This is a genomic window from Sphingobium sp. GW821-FHT02B05 (assembly GCF_059421905.1).
In genome coordinates, this window is the sequence record NZ_JBWKVW010000001.1 from 1,095,785 (window position 1) to 1,113,813 (window position 18,029).

General features: G+C 64.0%; 14 protein-coding genes and 1 other RNA gene. 11 read left to right on the plus strand and 4 right to left on the minus strand.

The genetic code is table 11. The features are described from left to right. The first annotated feature begins 17 nt into the window (after positions 1 to 17). Positions 18 to 668, plus strand: a complete 651-nt coding sequence (locus AC07UX_RS05505) for a prolyl hydroxylase family protein (protein WP_495190954.1) — start codon at positions 18 to 20, stop codon at positions 666 to 668. Here the strand turns inward: AC07UX_RS05505 and AC07UX_RS05510 are convergent, their stop codons facing one another. Continuing rightward, positions 669 to 2,087, minus strand: a complete 1,419-nt coding sequence (locus tag AC07UX_RS05510) for a CYTH and CHAD domain-containing protein (RefSeq protein ID WP_495190955.1) — start codon at positions 2,085 to 2,087, stop codon at positions 669 to 671. Positions 2,088 to 2,332: 245 nt separating this feature from the next. Here AC07UX_RS05510 and AC07UX_RS05515 point away from each other — a divergent pair, with 245 nt between their 5' ends. Beyond that, positions 2,333 to 3,928, plus strand: coding sequence for a beta-helix domain-containing protein (locus AC07UX_RS05515; protein WP_495190956.1), 1,596 nt, complete (start codon positions 2,333 to 2,335; stop codon positions 3,926 to 3,928). Positions 3,929 to 4,033: 105 nt separating this feature from the next. Then, positions 4,034 to 6,724: a TonB-dependent receptor domain-containing protein gene (locus AC07UX_RS05520; RefSeq protein ID WP_495190957.1), complete on the plus strand. Its 2,691-nt coding sequence runs from the start codon at positions 4,034 to 4,036 to the stop codon at positions 6,722 to 6,724. Positions 6,725 to 6,953: 229 nt separating this feature from the next. Here the strand turns inward: AC07UX_RS05520 and AC07UX_RS05525 are convergent, their stop codons facing one another. Together AC07UX_RS05525 and ssrA are read right to left on the minus strand one after the other, a co-directional pair. Continuing rightward, complete coding sequence (locus tag AC07UX_RS05525) at positions 6,954 to 7,337, minus strand: tetratricopeptide repeat protein (RefSeq protein WP_495190958.1); 384 nt, start codon at positions 7,335 to 7,337, stop codon at positions 6,954 to 6,956. Positions 7,338 to 7,635: 298 nt separating this feature from the next. After that, positions 7,636 to 7,990: a transfer-messenger RNA gene (gene ssrA, locus AC07UX_RS05530) on the minus strand. Between the two features lie 124 nt (positions 7,991 to 8,114). Between ssrA and AC07UX_RS05535 the strand changes: the two genes are divergently transcribed. The 6 genes from AC07UX_RS05535 to lexA all read left to right on the plus strand — a co-directional run bounded on the left by AC07UX_RS05535 (position 8,115) and on the right by lexA (position 13,039). Then, positions 8,115 to 8,705, plus strand: a complete 591-nt coding sequence (locus AC07UX_RS05535) for an anthranilate synthase component II (RefSeq protein ID WP_495190959.1) — start codon at positions 8,115 to 8,117, stop codon at positions 8,703 to 8,705. A 158-nt stretch (positions 8,706 to 8,863) separates the two neighbouring features. Beyond that, positions 8,864 to 9,856, plus strand: coding sequence for an anthranilate phosphoribosyltransferase (gene trpD / locus AC07UX_RS05540; protein WP_495190960.1), 993 nt, complete (start codon positions 8,864 to 8,866; stop codon positions 9,854 to 9,856). Beyond that, positions 9,853 to 10,644, plus strand: coding sequence for an indole-3-glycerol phosphate synthase TrpC (gene trpC / locus AC07UX_RS05545; protein WP_495190961.1), 792 nt, complete (start codon positions 9,853 to 9,855; stop codon positions 10,642 to 10,644). The genes trpD and trpC overlap by 4 nt, the downstream gene beginning before the upstream one ends. Beyond that, complete coding sequence (gene moaC / locus AC07UX_RS05550) at positions 10,641 to 11,114, plus strand: cyclic pyranopterin monophosphate synthase MoaC (protein WP_495190962.1); 474 nt, start codon at positions 10,641 to 10,643, stop codon at positions 11,112 to 11,114. Before trpC ends, moaC begins: the two co-directional genes overlap by 4 nt. After that, a complete protein-coding gene (locus AC07UX_RS05555) occupies positions 11,111 to 12,289 on the plus strand; it encodes a molybdopterin molybdotransferase MoeA (RefSeq protein WP_495190963.1) in 1,179 nt (392 codons plus the stop codon). The genes moaC and AC07UX_RS05555 overlap by 4 nt, the downstream gene beginning before the upstream one ends. Positions 12,290 to 12,358: 69 nt before the next feature. Beyond that, on the plus strand, positions 12,359 to 13,039 hold the full coding sequence (gene lexA / locus AC07UX_RS05560; RefSeq protein WP_495190964.1) for a transcriptional repressor LexA: 681 nt from the start codon (positions 12,359 to 12,361) through the stop codon (positions 13,037 to 13,039). On the opposite strand, the gene AC07UX_RS05565 is transcribed toward lexA, so the two are convergent. Further along, positions 13,036 to 15,171, minus strand: a complete 2,136-nt coding sequence (locus AC07UX_RS05565; RefSeq protein ID WP_495190965.1) for a ComEC/Rec2 family competence protein — start codon at positions 15,169 to 15,171, stop codon at positions 13,036 to 13,038. The genes lexA and AC07UX_RS05565 overlap by 4 nt on opposite strands. 69 nt (positions 15,172 to 15,240) lie before the next feature. On the opposite strand from AC07UX_RS05565, the gene gltX reads away from it, so the two are divergent. Together gltX and gltA are read left to right on the plus strand one after the other, a co-directional pair. Next, positions 15,241 to 16,662: a glutamate--tRNA ligase gene (gene gltX / locus AC07UX_RS05570; protein ID WP_495191799.1), complete on the plus strand. Its 1,422-nt coding sequence runs from the start codon at positions 15,241 to 15,243 to the stop codon at positions 16,660 to 16,662. A 20-nt stretch (positions 16,663 to 16,682) separates the two neighbouring features. After that, positions 16,683 to 17,969 (plus strand): citrate synthase, encoded by a 1,287-nt coding sequence (gene gltA, locus AC07UX_RS05575; protein WP_495190966.1) that lies wholly within the window; start codon positions 16,683 to 16,685, stop codon positions 17,967 to 17,969. Positions 17,970 to 18,029: the final 60 nt, after the last annotated feature.

Here is an 18,029-nt window from a genome sequence, read left to right on the forward strand (position 1 = left end):
CCCTTTTCGGATCGCCCATGACGAACCAGATCGACGCCCCGGCGCATAGCGATGCCGACCCTGCCTGGATCGCATCGCATCCCCGCATCCAACGGGTGCCCAGCAAGGAATTGACGCTGTTCATCCAGCGCGATTTCCTGAACGCGCAGGAATGCGCCCAACTGGTCGAGCGCATCGACGATAAGCGCCGACCCTCGACCATCGCGGACGCCAATGGCGACGGCTATTTCCGCACCAGCGAAACCTGCGATCTCGACCATGGCGACCCCTTCGTCGCCGCCATCAATGCGCGGCTGGACGCCTTTGCCGGCATCGCCACGCCCCATGGCGAACCGATCCAGGGGCAACGCTATGATGTGGGGCAGGAATTCAAGGCGCATACCGACTATTTCGACCCCAAGGGCGCGGATTATGCGCGCTATTGCTCGGTCGCGGGCAACCGCACCTGGACACTGATGGTCTATCTGAACGAACCGGCCGCCGGCGGCGCCACCCGCTTCACGAAGATCGGCAAGACGGTGCAGCCGGAGACGGGCAAATTGTTGATATGGAATAATCGCCTGGCTTCGGGCGAACCCAATCCGGCCAGCATCCATCATGGCATGAAGGTGCGGACGGGCGTCAAGCACGTCATCACCAAATGGTATCGCGAACGCCCCTGGGGGTAATCAATCCCAGAAAGGCCGAGCCTCCGCCAGCTTGCCATGCGCCTTTGCCGCGGCGGAAAGCAGTTTCGGCTTGTCCGTTAAATCCGCCTTCCCCTCCAACCCGATGCGCGCCAGCGTCGCCGGTGCGCTCACCAGATCGTTAAGCTTTCCGAGCCTGTCCTGCATCGCTTCCAGCTTGCCGATAAAGCGCTTGTACCGCTGCGCTGTCTTGGCCTGGAAAAGACCGCCAAAATATTCAGCGGCATAGCGCAGCTTCTTCGCATCCTTTCGCACGGCATGGCGCGCTTCGTCGCTCAGCCGCTTCATATGTTTGCCGCCCTTGGCGACATGTTTGCGGCGCTTGCGCAATCGCTCCGTTGCAAAGGGGAAGGCCGGCCGTGTCGCGTCGTTGCCAAGACCCGCTCCGCCCGCCAGCCATTGCGTGAGGTCCAGCATCAGCATCCGTACCCGCGCAGATGCCAGCCATTGCAGCACGCGCGCATGTGCCTCCACCCTCGCCGCTTCCAGCACCGCTTGCCCGGCCGCATCCTCGACCGACAGCACATCCAGGTCGCGCGCCTCGCCCAACATATGTGCCAGCCAGCGCAACTCGCCCTGAAAGCCCGCCACTTCCTCCGCGCGCAACACCGGCCGAAACAGGCCGATCGCCGTGCGCAGGCGGCGGACGGCAACCCGCGCCTGATGCAACGCGGTGGGTGCGTAGCCCTCCAGCAGCACCGCTTCGTTCAGCCGATAATGGCGCAGGCACAGCGCTACGATCCGCCCGAAGGCATCGCCGATCGTGATGTCGGGATCGAGCCGCACCGGTTCCGCCTTATGGGCGGGCGGCAAGACCTCGGCCAGCCGATAGCCCCGCTCCGCCTTGCTCAGCACCCCGATTCGCACCGCCACATCCGCATCGATCCGCCTCGCCAGCGCAAATAGTGCGGTCGAACTGCCGCTCTTCAATTCCAGTTCGACTTCGCAGATCGGCTCTTCCCGCGCCGCTGCCCGCACCACGCCACGGTCCAGCACCAGTTCGATCAGCGCCCCATCCTGCGGCACCAGCCAGGTCCGGCGTTCCACGACCACATCGAACATCGGCGCGACATCCATGATCCCCTCGCCCAGCAATGCCGCCACCGGATTGCCGTCATCCAGCACCGGTGTGTTGCCACGCACGGGCCGCTCCCACTCGTCCCGCGCGTACAGCCCGGCCCCGCCGCGTCCATTGGCCTTGACCGTCTGGATGCGCCGCCGCCCGGAACGCCGAATGCGCAGGCTGACGCCCTGCTGCGCCAATTGCCGGTCGGACGTATCGAAATAGGTGGCGTGCAGCTTCGCTGCCTCGCTATCCAGCCCTTGCAATGGCGGCCATTGCGCAAAGATTTCCGCTGCGTGCGCAGACAGTTGCAGCTTGAGTTCGATTTCCGGTTGCAAGTCCTGCTCCCTGTCGACGCCCCCGCGGTCATGAAGCCCTTAGCATGGCGCAGCCTTTCATGGAAACGCCACGAGAGTCCTTAAACTGTCACACGATAGTCTCTCCAACGTCACAGAACCAGCATCACCATGTCATCTGCCAGGCCTAACTGCCCGATCCGAGGGCGACAGGGGGCGTTGTCCGAATCGAAATTCCCCTGCGCTCCGCATTTCAACCATCCCGGCAAGACCGGAGCGGAGACGACATGGCCAAGATTAACCGTATCCAAACGATCCTGATGGCGGGCTGCGCCTGCGTGGGCCTGAGCGCCTGCGGCGCCGACGACATCGCTTCGCCCGGCGAAGGCACGATCGTCCTCCCGACGCCGACGCCGACCCCTACGCCCACGCCCACCCCCACGCCGACCCCAACCCCCACGCCGACGGCTGTGACGCCTGCCGCCGCCTGCCCCAGCATTGCTGGCTCCGTGCAGCTGACCGATGCCGGCACCATCACGGACGGCACAAACACCTGGCGTAACTGCGCCTTCCCGGCGCGCTTCACCAGCTCGACCGCCATTTCGAAGCAGACCGGCGTGATCTACTCGATGCCAGGCCGCGTCGATGTCGGCACCGATCAGGGCGCTACCAGCACCGGCAACAACGTCACGCTCACCATCGATCCGGGCGTCACCATCTTCGCGGGCACCGGCAACAGCTTCCTGGCCGTCAACCGCGGCAACCGCATCAACGCGGTCGGCACCGCCACCCAGCCGATCGTCTTCACCAGCCGTGAAAACGTCCTGGGCACCAACACCGACCAGTCGTCGGGCCAGTGGGGCGGCGTCGTGCTGCTCGGCCGTGCCAAGATCACCGACTGCTTGGCCCCGGCCGCCGCACCCGGCACCACCGCCTGCGAACGCGACACCGAAGGTGCCAGCGGCGCGCTCTACGGCGGCGCTGACGACGCCGACAATTCGGGTCGCATGTCCTATGTCCAGATCCGCTATTCGGGCTTCGTCCTGTCGGGTTCGAGCGAATTGCAGGGCCTGACCCCATCGGGCGTCGGCACCGGCACCGTGCTTGACCATATTCAGGTCCACAACAGCTCGGACGACGGCATCGAAATCTTCGGTGGTTCGGTTCACCCCCGCTATCTGGTCCTGACCGGCAACGAAGACGATAACCTGGATACCGACATCGGCTATCGCGGCACCGTCCAGTTCCTGCTGAGCATCCAGCGCGCCAACAATGACATCGGCGACGGCTTCCTCGAAACCGACTCGAACGGTGGCACCAACAGCAACGCCAGCGAAGACGCCCTGCCGCGCCAGTATCTCAAGGTCGCCAACTTCACCGCCATCAACCGCGCGACCACCGGTTCGAACGGTGCGGCCATGCTGCTGCGCGGCGGCGCCGACCTGGCGCTGGTCAACGGCATCATCGTCAGCCCGACCCAGAGCTGCCTGCGCATCGACAGCACGCCGACCGTCCGCGACGCCGACACGGCGCTTCAGGACGCCGGCAAGCCGCGCTACATCTCGGTCGTGATGCAGTGCAACAGCACGCCGTACAAGGGCAGCCGCAACGTCGATGCCGCCACCGTGCAATCGATCTTCGAAGCCGGCGCGAACAGCACCATCAGCTACACGCCGTCGCTGACCAGCCTGTTCATCAATGGCGCGACGGAAACCGCCCGTACCGCCATCGACCCCAAGACCATCGACACCAACTTCGCCACCACCAACTATATCGGTGCGGTGAAGGACAGCGCCGACACCTGGTATGCCGGCTGGACCTGCAACTCGGTGACCGCCAGCTTCGGCAGCACCAGCGGCAACTGCACCGCCATCCCGCGCTGATCGGCACCTGACCTCAACAGGGGCGGGGGAGCGTAAAATCACGCTTCCCCGCCTTCTTTTGCCCAGTTTCTTTTGCTCCGAATTTTCCCAAGGGGGACAAATAGCATGTCGAAGCCGCTCAGCCTGGCGCGCCTGCTCCTGATTTCCACCGCGCTGGTCACGCCGATGGCGATGGCGCAGACCAATCCGACCCAAGCTGGCGACGCTGGCATGACGACCACGCCCAGCGCCGCCGATGAGGCCGATGCGCAATCGGGCAATGTCGACGTGTCGATCCCTGGCGCCGATATCGTCGTCACTGGCCGCCGCACGGCGAATATCTCGCAGGCCGCGCCGCAGGTGGTCAACGTCCTGTCCGCCGCCGACATCAAGCGCACGGGCGAAGGCGACATCGCCGGCTCGCTCCAGCGCGTGACCGGCCTGTCGGTCGTGTCGGGCGGCTATGTCTATGTCCGCGGCCTTGGCGACCGTTATTCGCTTGCCCTTCTGAATGGCTCCCCCCTGCCCAGCCCGGAACCGTTGAAGCGCGTCGTTCCGCTGGACATCTTCCCGACCAGCGTGATCGCATCGACCCTGGTCCAGAAAAGCTTTTCGGCCAACTTCCCCGGTGAGTTTGGCGGCGGCGTCATCAACCTGACGACCAAGGCGATCCCGACGGAATCCTATCTGGAATTGGGTTTTGGCAGCTCGGCCAACACGGAAACGTCGGGCCAGATGGGCTATACCCATTATGGCGCCAAGTCCGACTGGACCGGCTTCGACGACAGCTCGCGCGACGTGCCGCCGCTGCTGGACGAAGCGATCAAGAGCGGCACCCCCTTCCCGAACATGCCGCGCGCCGACCTGCGCGCCATCGCGATGCAGTTCCTGAATGCGGACACGACCCTGCTTCAGCGCACCAACAGCCTGCCGTTCAACTTCTCCGGCTCGATCAACGCCGGTACGGCGGTTGATGTCGGCAGTGACGGTCGCCTGGGCATCATCGCGACCGGTTCCTACAGCAACAAGTGGCGCACCCGCGACACGCTGCAACAGGCATCGCTCAATCCGGCCGAAGGCGCGGGCAAGAATACGCAGCAGATCAGCACCGACAATGAAATCACGGTCAATGCCCTGCTGGGCATCGGGTTGGAACTGGGCGAGCAGAAGCTGCGCTGGACCAACCTCTACATCCGCGACACCTTGAAGCGCAGCGCGTTGTCGGTCGGCCAGAATGACGGCCAGATCCAGGGCGCCGACTATATGACGCAAAATACCGCCTGGTATGAGCGCCAGTTGATCGACACCCATCTGGTGGGTGAGTTCAAGTTGAGCGATGCGCTCAGCCTGGACGTGCGCGGAGGCTTCTCCAATTCGCAGCGCGAAGCACCCTATGAACGCGAATTCGTCTATGTGCGCACCAATCGCGCCCTGACCGAGGACCCGGTCGGCGATCGCTTCATCAACGCTCTCAACCGCCAGCGCGGCGACGCATCGGTCACGTTCAGCGATCTCAATGAAGATCTCTGGTCGGCCGGCGCGGACCTCAGCTATAAATTCTCGCCCGATTTCACCATCACGGCGGGCTATGCCTTCACCGACACGAAGCGTACGTCGTCGCGCTACGAACTACATTATGACGCCACCAACCTGCCGCTGGCCGTGCAGCAGCTGCGCCCCGACTATCTGACGTCGGACGCCACGATCCAGCTGTACGACATCAGCCTGCTGGAATTTTCGGGCAATTATCCGGTCTATGACGCCGCCATGCGCGTCCATGCCGGCTATGCACAGGTGCAGGCGCAGGTCGTTCCGGGCGTCAGCTTCAACGCGGGCGTCCGGTATGAAAAGGGCGACCAGTCGGTGACCGGCGTGGACGTTTACAATACCGGCCTCACCCCCTTCAACCAGATCAAGAAGGACTATTGGCTCCCCGCCCTGACCGTGACGCTCGAAGCCGCCAAGGGCCTCCAGTTCCGCGCCAGCGCGTCCAAGACGATCGCTCGCCCGCAATTCCGCGAACTGATCGCCCAGCCCTATCTCGACACCGAATCCAACCGTTTCTTCCGGGGCAACCCTTTCCTCAAGGACAGCCAGCTGTGGAACGCGGACATTCGCGCTGAATGGTATATGGGCCGTGACGAGCGGCTGATCGCGGCGGCCTTCTACAAGAAGATCGACAATCCGATCGAAACCTTCACCACGATCAACGATACCTATGCGGTGACGACCAGCTTCGCCAACGCACCGGAAGCCTCGCTCTATGGTTTCGAACTGGAAGCGCAGAAATATGTGCCGCTGGGCAACCTGTCGAACGGCGATTTCTTCGCCAATCGTCGCATCGCGCTGATCGGCAACTATACCTATACCCAGTCCAAGTTGAAGGTGAAGGAAGGGGACACGACAATCCCCTACACCTACACCAACGGCGAGCTGCCGGCCGCGTCGGACTATTTCCTGAACGGCGTACCGCTGACCGGTCAGTCTGACCATCTGGTCAACCTGCAACTGGGTCTGGAAGATACGGAAAAGCTGTCGCAGCAGACGCTGCTGCTGACCTATGCCAGCCCCCGCGTCACCAGCCGCGGTCCGAACCTTCAGCCCGACATCAAGGAAAAGCCGGGCATCCAGCTGGACTTCGTCGCACGCCAGGGCGTGACGCTGCCCGGCGGCATCAACAGCGAATTCAAGCTGGAGGCCCGCAATATCCTGGGTCGCAAGTTCCAGGAATATCAGCAGGCCGGCGACAACAAGGTCTATTACAACCGGTACAAGATCGGCACCACCATCGCCGCGTCGATGACCGTGGCCTTCTGAAGCATCGCGCGGAAAAGTGGGAAACGGTTTTCCGCTTGAAATGATGCGACAACAAAAAACGCGGAGCGCGCGACCAGCTTCAATCCAACGAAGCGCGCTCCGATCGTCACCCATCGCAGACAAGCCAACGGCCGGGGAAACCCGGCCGTTTTGCCGTGCATCAAAAGCAAAGAGGCGCCATCCTTGGCGAACGACGCCCCCGCTCCCTGCACCTTTAGGGGTCAGCCGATCAGTTCATCGCATAGCTGGGATTGAGGCGACCCAATGCCCGGACTGCAACGGACCGCGACGATTCTTCCGTGCCGTTGGCCAGCACCAGCGTCACCTCCGGCGCGAAGCGGGCGGAGCGATAGGCTTCGCGCGCCTGCGCCATCTTGCCCTGGCCCGCATAGGCATTGCCCAGGTTGATGAGGCGGGCGGGATCATTCTCGCCATAGACCGGCATCGACGCCAGCTTGCGCTGCGCGTCCCCGAAGCGACCGGACTGGAGCGCGCTCGCCGCCAGCGTGCCATCCGGCGCGCCGACCACAACCATCTCCTCGGGCGCCGCCTGGACCATGCCGGGCATCATTGCTGCCAGCACCAGACCCATCGTGATTGCGGCCTTTTTCATCTCCCGATCTCCTCGAAAAAACTTTCTAACATAGCCAGAAGTATTTCATTTCGATGACATCCGGGCAAGATAGCATGACCTGCCAGAAAACAAGTTTCTTTTGTTTAATATCAATATGTTATGAATTTTACGCCATATTGTCATAAAAGCGTAATTGAAAAAACAGGCCGAACTGCCGCGATTCGAATCGCACCTGCCACCGAGACGATCGACCGCATCGCCCGTTTGACGACCTGATGGGATGACGATGACGGGAGAAGGTCCAGGGACTTCTGTTGCCCGGCGCCCTGGAAACCGCTGAATTCCCTTCTGTTGCCCGGTGGGTTCAACCGCGCTATTTTAGAGTAATGTCAGGCCGTGAGGCCCTCAATTACGCTGCAATGGCGAGTGCTTCGTTATCGTTGGCACTTGTGAGTTTTGCACAGTTTAACGGCTTACACGGGCCGGGTAAAAATATCGCCTTTGAACACACGTCGATCCTAGTTCGGCCCCATCAGGCACCCCGTTCCGGCTGGGCCGTCACGGGACATGTGGTGGAACCGCCGGGTACTGCCCCCGGGTCCGCTGCGTCTATTATACGACACACTTTATCACCATAGCCGGGCGAACCCGGCCCGACCCATATGGGCGCAAGCGAAGGCTTTTTCAAGCCATGGACTTGGCGAGCGGGACAAAGCTTGTGCTGCCTATGGCAGTGGGCAAAGAAAATAATCTCCCAACCGCTCTGCATCGCTCCCCACTTCCCCCCGCGCCCATCCCGCGCTAAGGCTCTGGGCCATGATCCTCGTCATCGACAATTATGACAGCTTCACCTGGAACCTGGTCCATTATCTGATGGAGCTCGGCGCTGAGGTGGAGGTCGTCCGTAACGACGCCATTTCGGCGGGCCAGGCTTTGTCCAGCGGCGCAAAGGCGTTCCTGCTGTCGCCCGGCCCCTGCACCCCCAATGAAGCCGGCGTCAGCCTTGACCTCGTGGCCGCCTGCGCGGACGCGGGCGCGCCGTTGCTCGGCGTGTGCCTGGGCCATCAGTCGATCGGCCAGCATTTCGGGGGCAAGGTGGTGCGCGGTGGCCTGATGCACGGCAAGACCTCGCCCGTCACCCACGACGGCACCGGCCTGTTTGCGGGTCTGCCCTCACCCTTCACCGCCACCCGTTATCACTCACTGATCGTGGAGGATGTTCCGGCCGAACTGGTGGTCAATGCGACCAGCGCGGACGGCTCCGTCATGGGGTTCCGCCACGCGACCCTGCCGATTCATTCGGTACAATTCCACCCGGAAAGCATCGCCACCGAACATGGCCACGACATGCTCGCCAATTTCATGGGCATAGCCGGCCTACCTGTACGGGAACGCGAAGCCGCCTGAGCCTGTCCTATTCGGCGTGACCGGGCCATAATGGCCCGGCTGCTTTCCGAATATGTCCGGAAGAGGAAATCTAATTACGATATCAGCGGGAAAAGTGCGAAGTTAGCGCATAACGCCCTCTCGACTCATCGGCCCCGCGCCGACTAAGGCCGATGGCGATGACCAGCCTGCCTAATCCCTCCACGCCCCTGTCCGCCCATGCCGCTGCCATGGCCTTCGACCTCTTGTTCGATGCTGACCTGAGCAACGAAGCCATTGCCGATTTCCTTGTCACCATGGCCCGTCGTGGCGAGACGGCGACCGAGATAGCCGCCGCCGCCCGCGCGATGCGCGCTCGCATGATCCCGGTCAGCGCACCCCCCGGCGCGATCGACGTATGCGGCACCGGGGGCGACGGGCATCATACGCTCAACGTCTCCACGGCTGTCTCACTCGTTGTCGCAGCCGCCGGCGTGCCGGTCGCCAAACATGGCAACCGCGCCGCCTCTTCCAAAGCCGGCGCAGCCGATACGCTCGAAGCGCTCGGCCTCAACCTCGACAAGGCGGCCGTGACCGCAGAAGCGACCCTCGCCGATCTCGGCATTTGCTTCCTCTTCGCGCAAAATTATCACCCGGCGCTCAAACGCCTGGCCCCGATCCGCAAGGCGATCGGTGAACGCACCATCTTCAACCTGATGGGACCGCTTGCCAATCCGGCCAATGTCCGCCGCCAACTGGTCGGCATCGCCCGCCCCGCCTATGTCCCCATCTATGCCGAAGCGCTGGCGGAACTGGGCGCGGACCGGGCGATGATCGTATCGGGCGACGAAGGGCTGGACGAACTGTCGCTGGCCGGCGGCAACGACATCGCTGAAGTCAGCGGCAACGGACTGGTCGCGATGCGCCGCCTGACCGCCGCGGAGCTGGGCCTGTCCACCCACCCGGTCGATGCGATCCGCGGCGGCGACGCGGCCCATAATGCGGCCGCCCTGCGCGCCCTGCTGCAAGGCGAAGAAGGGCCGTATCGCGACGCCGTGCTGCTCAATGCCGCCGCCGCCCTTGTCGTCGCCGACGCCGCATCCGATCTGCGCGAGGGTGTGGAAGAAGCGGCCGAAACCATCGATCGTGGCCTTGCCAACGCCCTGCTCAATTGCTGGATTGCCTATCAATGACCAATAAGCTGATCGAAATCTGCGATTTCAAGCGCGAGGATGTCGTCCGCCGCCGGGCCGCGACCAGCATCGCCTCACTCCACGCCCGCGCCAGCGAGCAGACCCCGCCGCGCGGTTTCCGCAAGGCGCTGGACGATGCCGCCCGCGCCGGCTTCGGCCTGATCGCGGAAATCAAGAAGGCCAGCCCGTCCAAGGGCCTGATCCGCGCGGACTTCGATCCGCCTGCCCACGCGCAAGCCTATGCAGCCGGCGGCGCGGCCTGCCTGTCGGTACTGACCGACGAACCTTATTTTCAGGGCCATGACGATTATCTGATGGCGGCCCGCTCGGCCTGCGCCATCCCGGTATTGCGCAAGGATTTTCTCGTCGACCCCTGGCAGGTGCTGGAAAGCCGGTCGCTGGGCGCCGATGCCATCCTCATCATCGTCGCCGCGCTGGACGACGGCCAGATGCAGGAGATTGAGGACGCCGCCCTCGGCCTGGGCATGGACGCGCTGATCGAGGTGCATGACGAAGCGGAACTGGAGCGGGCACTAAAGCTGCGTTCGCGCCTGATCGGCGTCAATAATCGCGACCTGCGCGACTTTTCGGTCGATTTCGCGCGCACGTATGAACTGGTGGGCAAGGCGCCGGCGGGCTGCACCTTCATTGCCGAAAGCGGCCTTGGCAGCCATGCCGACCTTCTCGCCATGTCCGAACATGGCGTGCGCTGCTTCCTGGTCGGCGAAACGCTGATGCGGCAGGCGGATGTGGAGGCTGCGACCCATAATCTGTTGACCGGGGCATGACCGCCCTTACCCATCTGGACGAGGATGGCGCGGCCCGCATGGTCGATGTCGGGGCCAAGGCGGTGACGGCGCGTGAAGCGGTCGCGTCCGGCCGGATCGAGATGCACGCGAACGCCGCCAAAGCCATCGCCGACGGGCTGGTTAAGAAGGGCGACGTCCTCGCCGTGGCGCGAGTCGCCGGCATCATGGCGGCCAAGAAGACCGCCGACCTCATCCCACTCTGCCACCCGATCGCGCTCAGCGCCGTGACGGTCGATTTCGACCTGGACGATGGCGGCGTCACCGTGACCGCCACCGCGCGCACCGCCGGCCAGACCGGGGTGGAGATGGAGGCGCTGACCGCTGCCTCGGTGGCGTTGCTCACCATCTACGACATGGCCAAGGCGCTGGACAAGGCGATGGTCATCGGTGCGGTCCGGCTTGAAGCCAAGACCGGCGGCAAATCCGGCGACTGGCACCGGCAATCATGAGCCTGCTGCCGGTTGCAGAAGCACAGGCTCGCCTGTTCGCGCTGGCCGACCGGCTGCCGTCGGAAACAGTGGCGATCGGCGCAGCGACCGGCCGTTGGCTGGCGCAGGATATTGCCGCCCTGCGCGACCAGCCCTGGGCGGACCTCTCCGCCATGGATGGTTATGCTATTCGCGCGAGCGAAATGCCCGGTCCCTGGCGCGTCACCGCGAAAAGCGCGGCCGGCATGGGGTTGCAGGCGCCGCTCGCGCCGGGTGAGGCCAGCCGCATCTTCACCGGCGCCCCGCTGCCGCCCGGCACCGACGCCATATTGATCCAGGAAAATGCGACCCGCGACGGCGATCGGCTGACCGCCAGCGACGATCCGGTCTCGCCGGGCCGGCATGTTCGGCCCTCCGCTTCCGACTTCGCCAGGGACGCGATCCTGCTGGAGGCCGGCAGCTGTCTTGGCCCGGCCCAGGTCGCGCTCGCCGTGCTGGGCGGCCATGGCGCCGTGCCGGTCGCTCGCCGCCCGCGCGTTGCCATCCTGTCCACCGGCAATGAACTGGTGCCGCCCGGCGCGCCGACGCCGGCCGGCCTGCTGCCCTCCTCCAACGCGCCGATGCTGGCGGCCCTGCTCGCCGCCCTGCCCTGCGACGTCATCGACCTCGGCATCGTGCCGGATGATCTGGACGCCATGGTCGCCGCGCTGGATCGCGCCAAAAGCGCCGACATCATCGTTTCGACCGGCGGCGCTTCGGTGGGCGATCACGACCTTGTTCGCCCCGCCTTCGTCCAGGCCGGCGGCACGCTCGATTTCTGGAAGATACGGATGCGCCCCGGCAAGCCGCTGATGGCCGGGCGCCTTGGCGACGCGCTGTTCCTTGGCTTGCCGGGCAATCCCGTTTCCGCCTTCGTCACCGCGACGCTCTTCCTGTTGCCGCTCGTCCGTCATGTCAGCGGCGCGCGCGATCCTTTGCCGCGCACGACCGACGCCTCACTGGCGTCTGCCCTCCCCGCAACGGGCGATCGCGACGATTATCTGCGCGCCTTTCGCAGCACCGCCGGCATCGTCTCCGTCACCGCGCAGGACAGCGCCGCCACCGCCGCCATGGCCATGGCCGACTGCCTGATCCTGCGCCCTGCCGGATCGCCGCCAGCCGAGCCTGGAACGCGCGTGACGATCCTGCCGCTGTGATGCGCGGAACGCTTGACTAACCTTCATCTGTTTCCTATGCGTTCCTCATACGTTCCACGGAGGACCGCGATGTTGACGCCCAAGCAGCAGGAATTGCTGAGCTTCATTCAGACCCGATTGGACGAAGGCGGCGTATCGCCTTCGTTCGAGGAAATGAAGGACGCACTGGACCTGCGGTCCAAGTCCGGCATTCACCGCCTGATCAATGCGTTGGAAGAGCGCGGCTTCATTCGCCGCCTGCCCAACCGCGCCCGCGCTTTGGAAGTGCTCAAGCTCCCCGATGCCATGCACCGTGCGCCTGCACCGATAGTGCCGGCCAAGCCCAAGCTGGTGACGCCGCCGCCGCTCCTGCCGATCGCGGCCAATGACGTAATCGAAATCCCGATGCACGGGCGGATCGCGGCGGGTGTCCCGATCGAGGCGATGGAAGGCCAGGCGATGCTATCCGTCCCCGCCGCCCTGCTGGGCGCAGGCGATCATTATGCGCTGGAAGTCTCCGGCGACTCGATGATGGAGGCCGGCATTCTCGACGGCGACTTCGCCCTGATCCAGCGCACCGACGTCGCCCGCGAAGGCCAGATCGTCGTCGCCCTGATCGACGAGGCGGAAGCGACGCTCAAATATTTCCGGCGCGATGGCGGCCGCGTTCGCCTCGACCCGGCGAACAGCGCCTATGAACCGCAAATCTACGACTCGCGGCAGGTCCGCATCCAGGGCAAGCTCGCGGGGCTGCTGCGCCGCTATAATTAGGGCGTAGTCGCCCTCGGCCGGGGCCTTGGGCGACTGATCCAGGGATGGGCGTCGCCGGGCCGATGGACGGTGTGAACTTCGCCTTTTTCCAGGCCGATCGACAGACCGCCGGTGCGCGCCAGCAGCCGGCGGTCGATTTTCAGCCAGCGTGGGCGGCACCAACCTGGCAGCCCGCGATCGCTCACGACGATATCTGACGCAGCGCAATCCCGCACAAAATCCTGCCGGGCAATCAGCACGTCGCTGCGCGTAAACAGCACTCGCCAACTGCGCCCCGCGCCGTCCTTCAGGCGGACAGCGCAAAGATCGACGGAGCAACGCGCTGTCGGCAGGTCGGCAATCGCCGCCAGTTCGCCATCATAGCCCGCGCTTTCGGACAGGACGTCACGCACATAATCCCCTGCCCGATCCCGCAATATCGCCATCCCCCTGTCCGTCCGCACCGCCACATGGCGGCCATCGCCAGTCACCAGGATATCCGGTGGCGATGCGGCAAAGGTCACGGCCACAGCGATCAGGACAGGCGGCAACCCCAGCCAACGCCAGCGCGTGCGCCACAGCAGGCACCAGAGCAGGCCGATCATGGCGATGCCGAACAAACCCATTCCCATGGTCGGCGCCAACAGGCTCGCCATCGGGCTGGCCGCAACGCCATGGGCCAACGCCAGCAACAGGTTCAGCGCCTGCTCGGTCAACCACCAGGCCGGCGCGCCCAGCCCGGCGACATCCAGTAGCAGGGCCAGCGCCTCCAGCGGCATGACGACGAACGTCGTCAGCGGGATGGCGATCAGATTGGCGAAGGCCCCCAGCAGTCCGGCCTTGTGAAAGTGGAACAGAGCGATCGGCATCAACACCAGTTCAACGGCTATCCCCGTCGCCAGCATCACGGCCAGATTGCGCCCCAGCTTGCCCAGCAACCCTTCCTCTCGCGCCGCAGCAAAGGCCCGAAAACGCTGATGTTCCGCCAACGCGACCAATGCCGTCACGGCCGCAAAACTCATCTGGAAGCTCGGCCCCGCCAGCGCTTCGGGCCACAGGACCAGCACCACCAGCGCGCCCGTCGCCACCAGCCGCAGCGTCACGGCATCCCGCCCCATCGCTAGCCCGCCCAGCACCAGCAACGCCGCGACGCAGGACCGCACCGTCGGCACCTCCGCCCCGGTCAGCAACGTATAGCCGATCCCCGCCAGCGCCCCACCGGCCGCCGCGATCAGCATCAACGGCCATCCCAAAGCCACCCGCTGGCTGATCACCATCACCCGCATCAGCAGGAAAATCACCGCGCCGATCAACGCCGTCACATGCAGCCCGCTGATCGATAATAGATGCGCCAGCCCGCTGCGCCGCATCGCCTCTGCATCCGCTTCGGGAATGGCGCCCTGATCGCCCGTGGCAAGCGCCGCCGCGATTCCCTCTGCCGGCCCATCGACCCGCGACAATATATGGCCGAACAATCGTGTCCGCAGCGGTTGCCCCGCCGTCGATGGCGTCAGCACTTCGATCGGCTTCAATGCCTTGCCGGTCGCCCCGATGCCCTGAAAATAGGCGCGTGCTGCAAAATCATAGCCGCCCGGCACGCTGGGCGGTGCAGGCGGCATCAACCGCACGCGGAAGCGAATCCGCGCGCCTTCCCCCAGGCCGACCGGCATATCCGCATCGGCGATATTGATCCGCACCACCTGCGGCAGGTCCGGCGCGTCCACCGGCCGCAGCATGACCCGCACCATCGCCTGCGCCGGCACCGGCCGTACCACTGTCACATCGCCTGTCATCTCGACAAATCGTGCCCGCGCCAGCGGGGGGTGCCCCAGCAGGACTGCCTTGCCCCACACCAATAGGCACCCCAGGCAAGCCAATAGTGCGCCTGCGACAAGCATGCGCCGCAATCGCCCACCATCCGGCAGCATCACGCCCATGCAGGCCAGCGCCAACATGCCGCAACAATAGGCAAGCCACGCCATCGCATCGGGCAGGATGAACCACGCTGCGATGCCGCAGCCCAGCGCGATCGGCACCCAAAGGCCGATCTGTTCGCGCTCCCATTCCAGCCAGCTTTCAACCGCGTCCAGCCCAGTTCGGGACAACACTGCCCCCCTCCGACCAAGGGAGGTTTGTCGTGGCTCAAAAGCCATGCTAGGGGGCGTCGCATCCATGGGTCAGCAAGGCGAATGTCGAAGAATATGACGGTAAGTGCAACGGGAATGAACAAGCAGGTGGTGACCCGTTTCGCCCCGTCCCCAACAGGGTTCCTCCACATTGGCGGCGCCCGTACCGCACTCTTCAACTGGCTGTTCGCGCGCCACCATGGGGGCAAGTTCCTGCTCCGCGTGGAAGACACGGATCGCGCCCGCTCTACAGAAGAAGCCGTGGCCGCCATTTTCGACGGTCTGGAATGGCTGGGCCTGGGCGGTGACGAACCCGCCATGTTCCAGTTCGAGCGCACCCCACGGCATGCCGAGGTCGTCGACCAGCTCCTCGAAGCGGGCCATGCCTATCGCTGTTACGCCACGCCCGAAGAACTGGCGGAATTGCGCGAGCAGCAGCGCGCCGCCAAGCAGCCGATGCGCTACGATGGCCGCTGGCGTGACCGCTCGCCCGAAGACGCGCCGGCAGGCGCCCCCTTCGTCGTCCGCATCAAGGCGCCCCGGACCGGCGAAACGGTGATCGAAGACGCGGTGCAAGGCCGTGTCGTGGTGCAGAATGCCGAACTGGACGACATGATCCTGCTACGTTCGGACGGCACGCCCACCTATATGCTGGCCGTCGTGGTCGACGATCATGACATGGGCGTCACACACGTCATTCGCGGCGACGACCACCTCAACAACGCCTTCCGTCAACTCAGCATCATCAAGGCGATGAACTGGGAAGAGCCGATCTACGCCCACATCCCGCTGATCCACGGTTCGGACGGCGCGAAATTGTCGAAGCGTCACGGCGCGCTCGGCGTTGATGCCTATCGCGACGAAATGGGGATGCTCCCCGAAGCGGTGCTGAATTATCTCCTGCGCCTGGGCTGGGGCCATGGCGACGAAGAAATCATCGCGATCGATCGCGCCATCGAACTGTTCGATATCGACGGAGTCGGTCGTTCGCCCTCGCGGTTCGACATCAAGAAGCTGGAAAATCTCAACGGCCATTATATTCGCGAAGCCGATGATGCCCGCCTGGCAAAACTGGTCGCGCCGCGGGTCGAACAGCGTCTTGAAATCGCTATATCGGATACCAATGTAGCGCTCCTGACCCAGGCTATGGCATCGCTGAAGCCCAGGGCCAAGAACCTTAACGAAATTGCCGAGGGAGCAGAATTTCTGTTCAAAAGTTGCCCGCTCGATTTTGACGAAAAGGCCACTGCTCTGCTAGACGACTCCGCGCGCGCGCTGCTCGACAAGACAGCCGACGCTCTCCAGCCTGTCCAGTCCTGGACGGTCGAAGCGATCGAAGACGTGATACGCCGCGTGGCAGAGGATGCCGGCCTGGGACTGGGCAAGGTGGCGCAGCCGCTTCGTGCGGCGCTCACCGGCCGCACGACCTCGCCAGGCATTTTTGATGTCCTCTTCCTTCTGGGGAAAGAGGCGAGCTTGGAACGACTGGCCGCCGCAGGGCACGCAGTGGCCGGTTGATGACGTACAAGGAGAAAAATATGTCGGATAACACAGCCAACCTGACCGTTGGGGGAGACGCCAAGGACTACGCCATCATGGATGGTACCGTTGGTCCGCAGGTCATCGACGTTCGCAAGCTCTACGCCAATACCGGCATGTTCACCTACGATCCGGGTTTCACCTCGACCGCCAGCTGTGAATCCGGCCTCACCTACATCGACGGCGACCAGGGCATCCTGCTCCACCGCGGTTATCCGATCGGCCAGCTGGCCGAAGAATCCAGCTTCATGGAAGTCTGCTACCTGCTGCTGAACGGCGAATTGCCGTCGAAGGCAGAGCTGGAGGACTTCACCAACACGATCACGCGCCACACCATGGTGCATGAGCAGTTGAGCGCGTTTTTCCGCGGTTTCCGCCGCGATGCACATCCGATGGCGATCATGGTCGGTGTCGTCGGCGCCCTGTCGGCCTTCTACCACGACTCGACCGAGATCAACGATCCCGAACAGCGCCGCATCGCCAGCCACCGCCTGATCGCCAAGATGCCGACGATCGCCGCGATGGCATATAAATATTCGGTGGGTCAGCCCTTCGTCTATCCGCGCAATGACCTGTCCTATACCGCCAATTTCCTGCGCATGACCTTCTCGGTCCCGGCGGAAGAATATGAGCCCGATCCCGTCATCGTCGACGCGATGGACAAGATTTTCATCCTGCACGCCGACCACGAACAGAATGCTTCGACCTCGACCGTACGTCTGGCCGGTTCGTCGGGCGCGAACCCGTTCGCCTGCATCGCGGCTGGCATCGCCTGCCTGTGGGGTCCGGCACATGGCGGCGCGAACGAAGCCGCGCTCAACATGCTGCGCGAAATCGGCACCGTCGACCGTATTCCTGAATATATCGCCCGCGCCAAGAACAAGGACGATCCGTTCCGCCTGATGGGCTTTGGCCATCGCGTGTATAAAAATTACGATCCGCGCGCGACCGTGATGCAGAAGACCGCGAAGGACGTTCTGGAAAAGCTGGGCGTCAACGATCCCGTCTTCGACGTCGCCAAGGAGCTGGAGCAGATCGCGCTCAACGACCCCTATTTCGTCGAGAAGAAGCTGTACCCGAACGTCGATTTCTATTCGGGCGTCATCCTGTCGGCCATCGGCTTCCCGACCGAAATGTTCACCGTGCTCTTCGCCCTTGCCCGTACGGTCGGCTGGGTCGCGCAGTGGAACGAGATGATTTCGGATCCAGCCCAGAAGATCGGCCGCCCGCGTCAGCTCTACACCGGCCCGACGCAGCGCGACTATGTCTCGGTCGACAAGCGCTAAGCACGACACAGCACGGCATTTTTAAAGGAACGGCGCCCCGATCGGGCGCCGTTTTTTTGT

What these genes read in the sequence shown, in the direction of transcription:
- AC07UX_RS05505 (WP_495190954.1), top strand. Translation starts at nt 18, where the DNA reads ATGACGAACCAGATCGACGCCCCGGCGCATAGCGATGCCGACCCTGCC.
- AC07UX_RS05515 (WP_495190956.1), top strand. Translation starts at nt 2,333, where the DNA reads ATGGCCAAGATTAACCGTATCCAAACGATCCTGATGGCGGGCTGCGCC.
- AC07UX_RS05520 (WP_495190957.1), top strand. Translation starts at nt 4,034, where the DNA reads ATGTCGAAGCCGCTCAGCCTGGCGCGCCTGCTCCTGATTTCCACCGCG.
- AC07UX_RS05525 (WP_495190958.1), bottom strand. Translation starts at nt 7,337, where the DNA reads ATGAAAAAGGCCGCAATCACGATGGGTCTGGTGCTGGCAGCAATGATG.
- AC07UX_RS05535 (WP_495190959.1), top strand. Translation starts at nt 8,115, where the DNA reads ATGATCCTCGTCATCGACAATTATGACAGCTTCACCTGGAACCTGGTC.
- trpD (WP_495190960.1), top strand. Translation starts at nt 8,864, where the DNA reads ATGACCAGCCTGCCTAATCCCTCCACGCCCCTGTCCGCCCATGCCGCT.
- trpC (WP_495190961.1), top strand. Translation starts at nt 9,853, where the DNA reads ATGACCAATAAGCTGATCGAAATCTGCGATTTCAAGCGCGAGGATGTC.
- moaC (WP_495190962.1), top strand. Translation starts at nt 10,641, where the DNA reads ATGACCGCCCTTACCCATCTGGACGAGGATGGCGCGGCCCGCATGGTC.
- AC07UX_RS05555 (WP_495190963.1), top strand. Translation starts at nt 11,111, where the DNA reads ATGAGCCTGCTGCCGGTTGCAGAAGCACAGGCTCGCCTGTTCGCGCTG.
- lexA (WP_495190964.1), top strand. Translation starts at nt 12,359, where the DNA reads ATGTTGACGCCCAAGCAGCAGGAATTGCTGAGCTTCATTCAGACCCGA.
- AC07UX_RS05565 (WP_495190965.1), bottom strand. Translation starts at nt 15,171, where the DNA reads ATGGCTTTTGAGCCACGACAAACCTCCCTTGGTCGGAGGGGGGCAGTG.
- gltX (WP_495191799.1), top strand. Translation starts at nt 15,241, where the DNA reads ATGAACAAGCAGGTGGTGACCCGTTTCGCCCCGTCCCCAACAGGGTTC.
- gltA (WP_495190966.1), top strand. Translation starts at nt 16,683, where the DNA reads ATGTCGGATAACACAGCCAACCTGACCGTTGGGGGAGACGCCAAGGAC.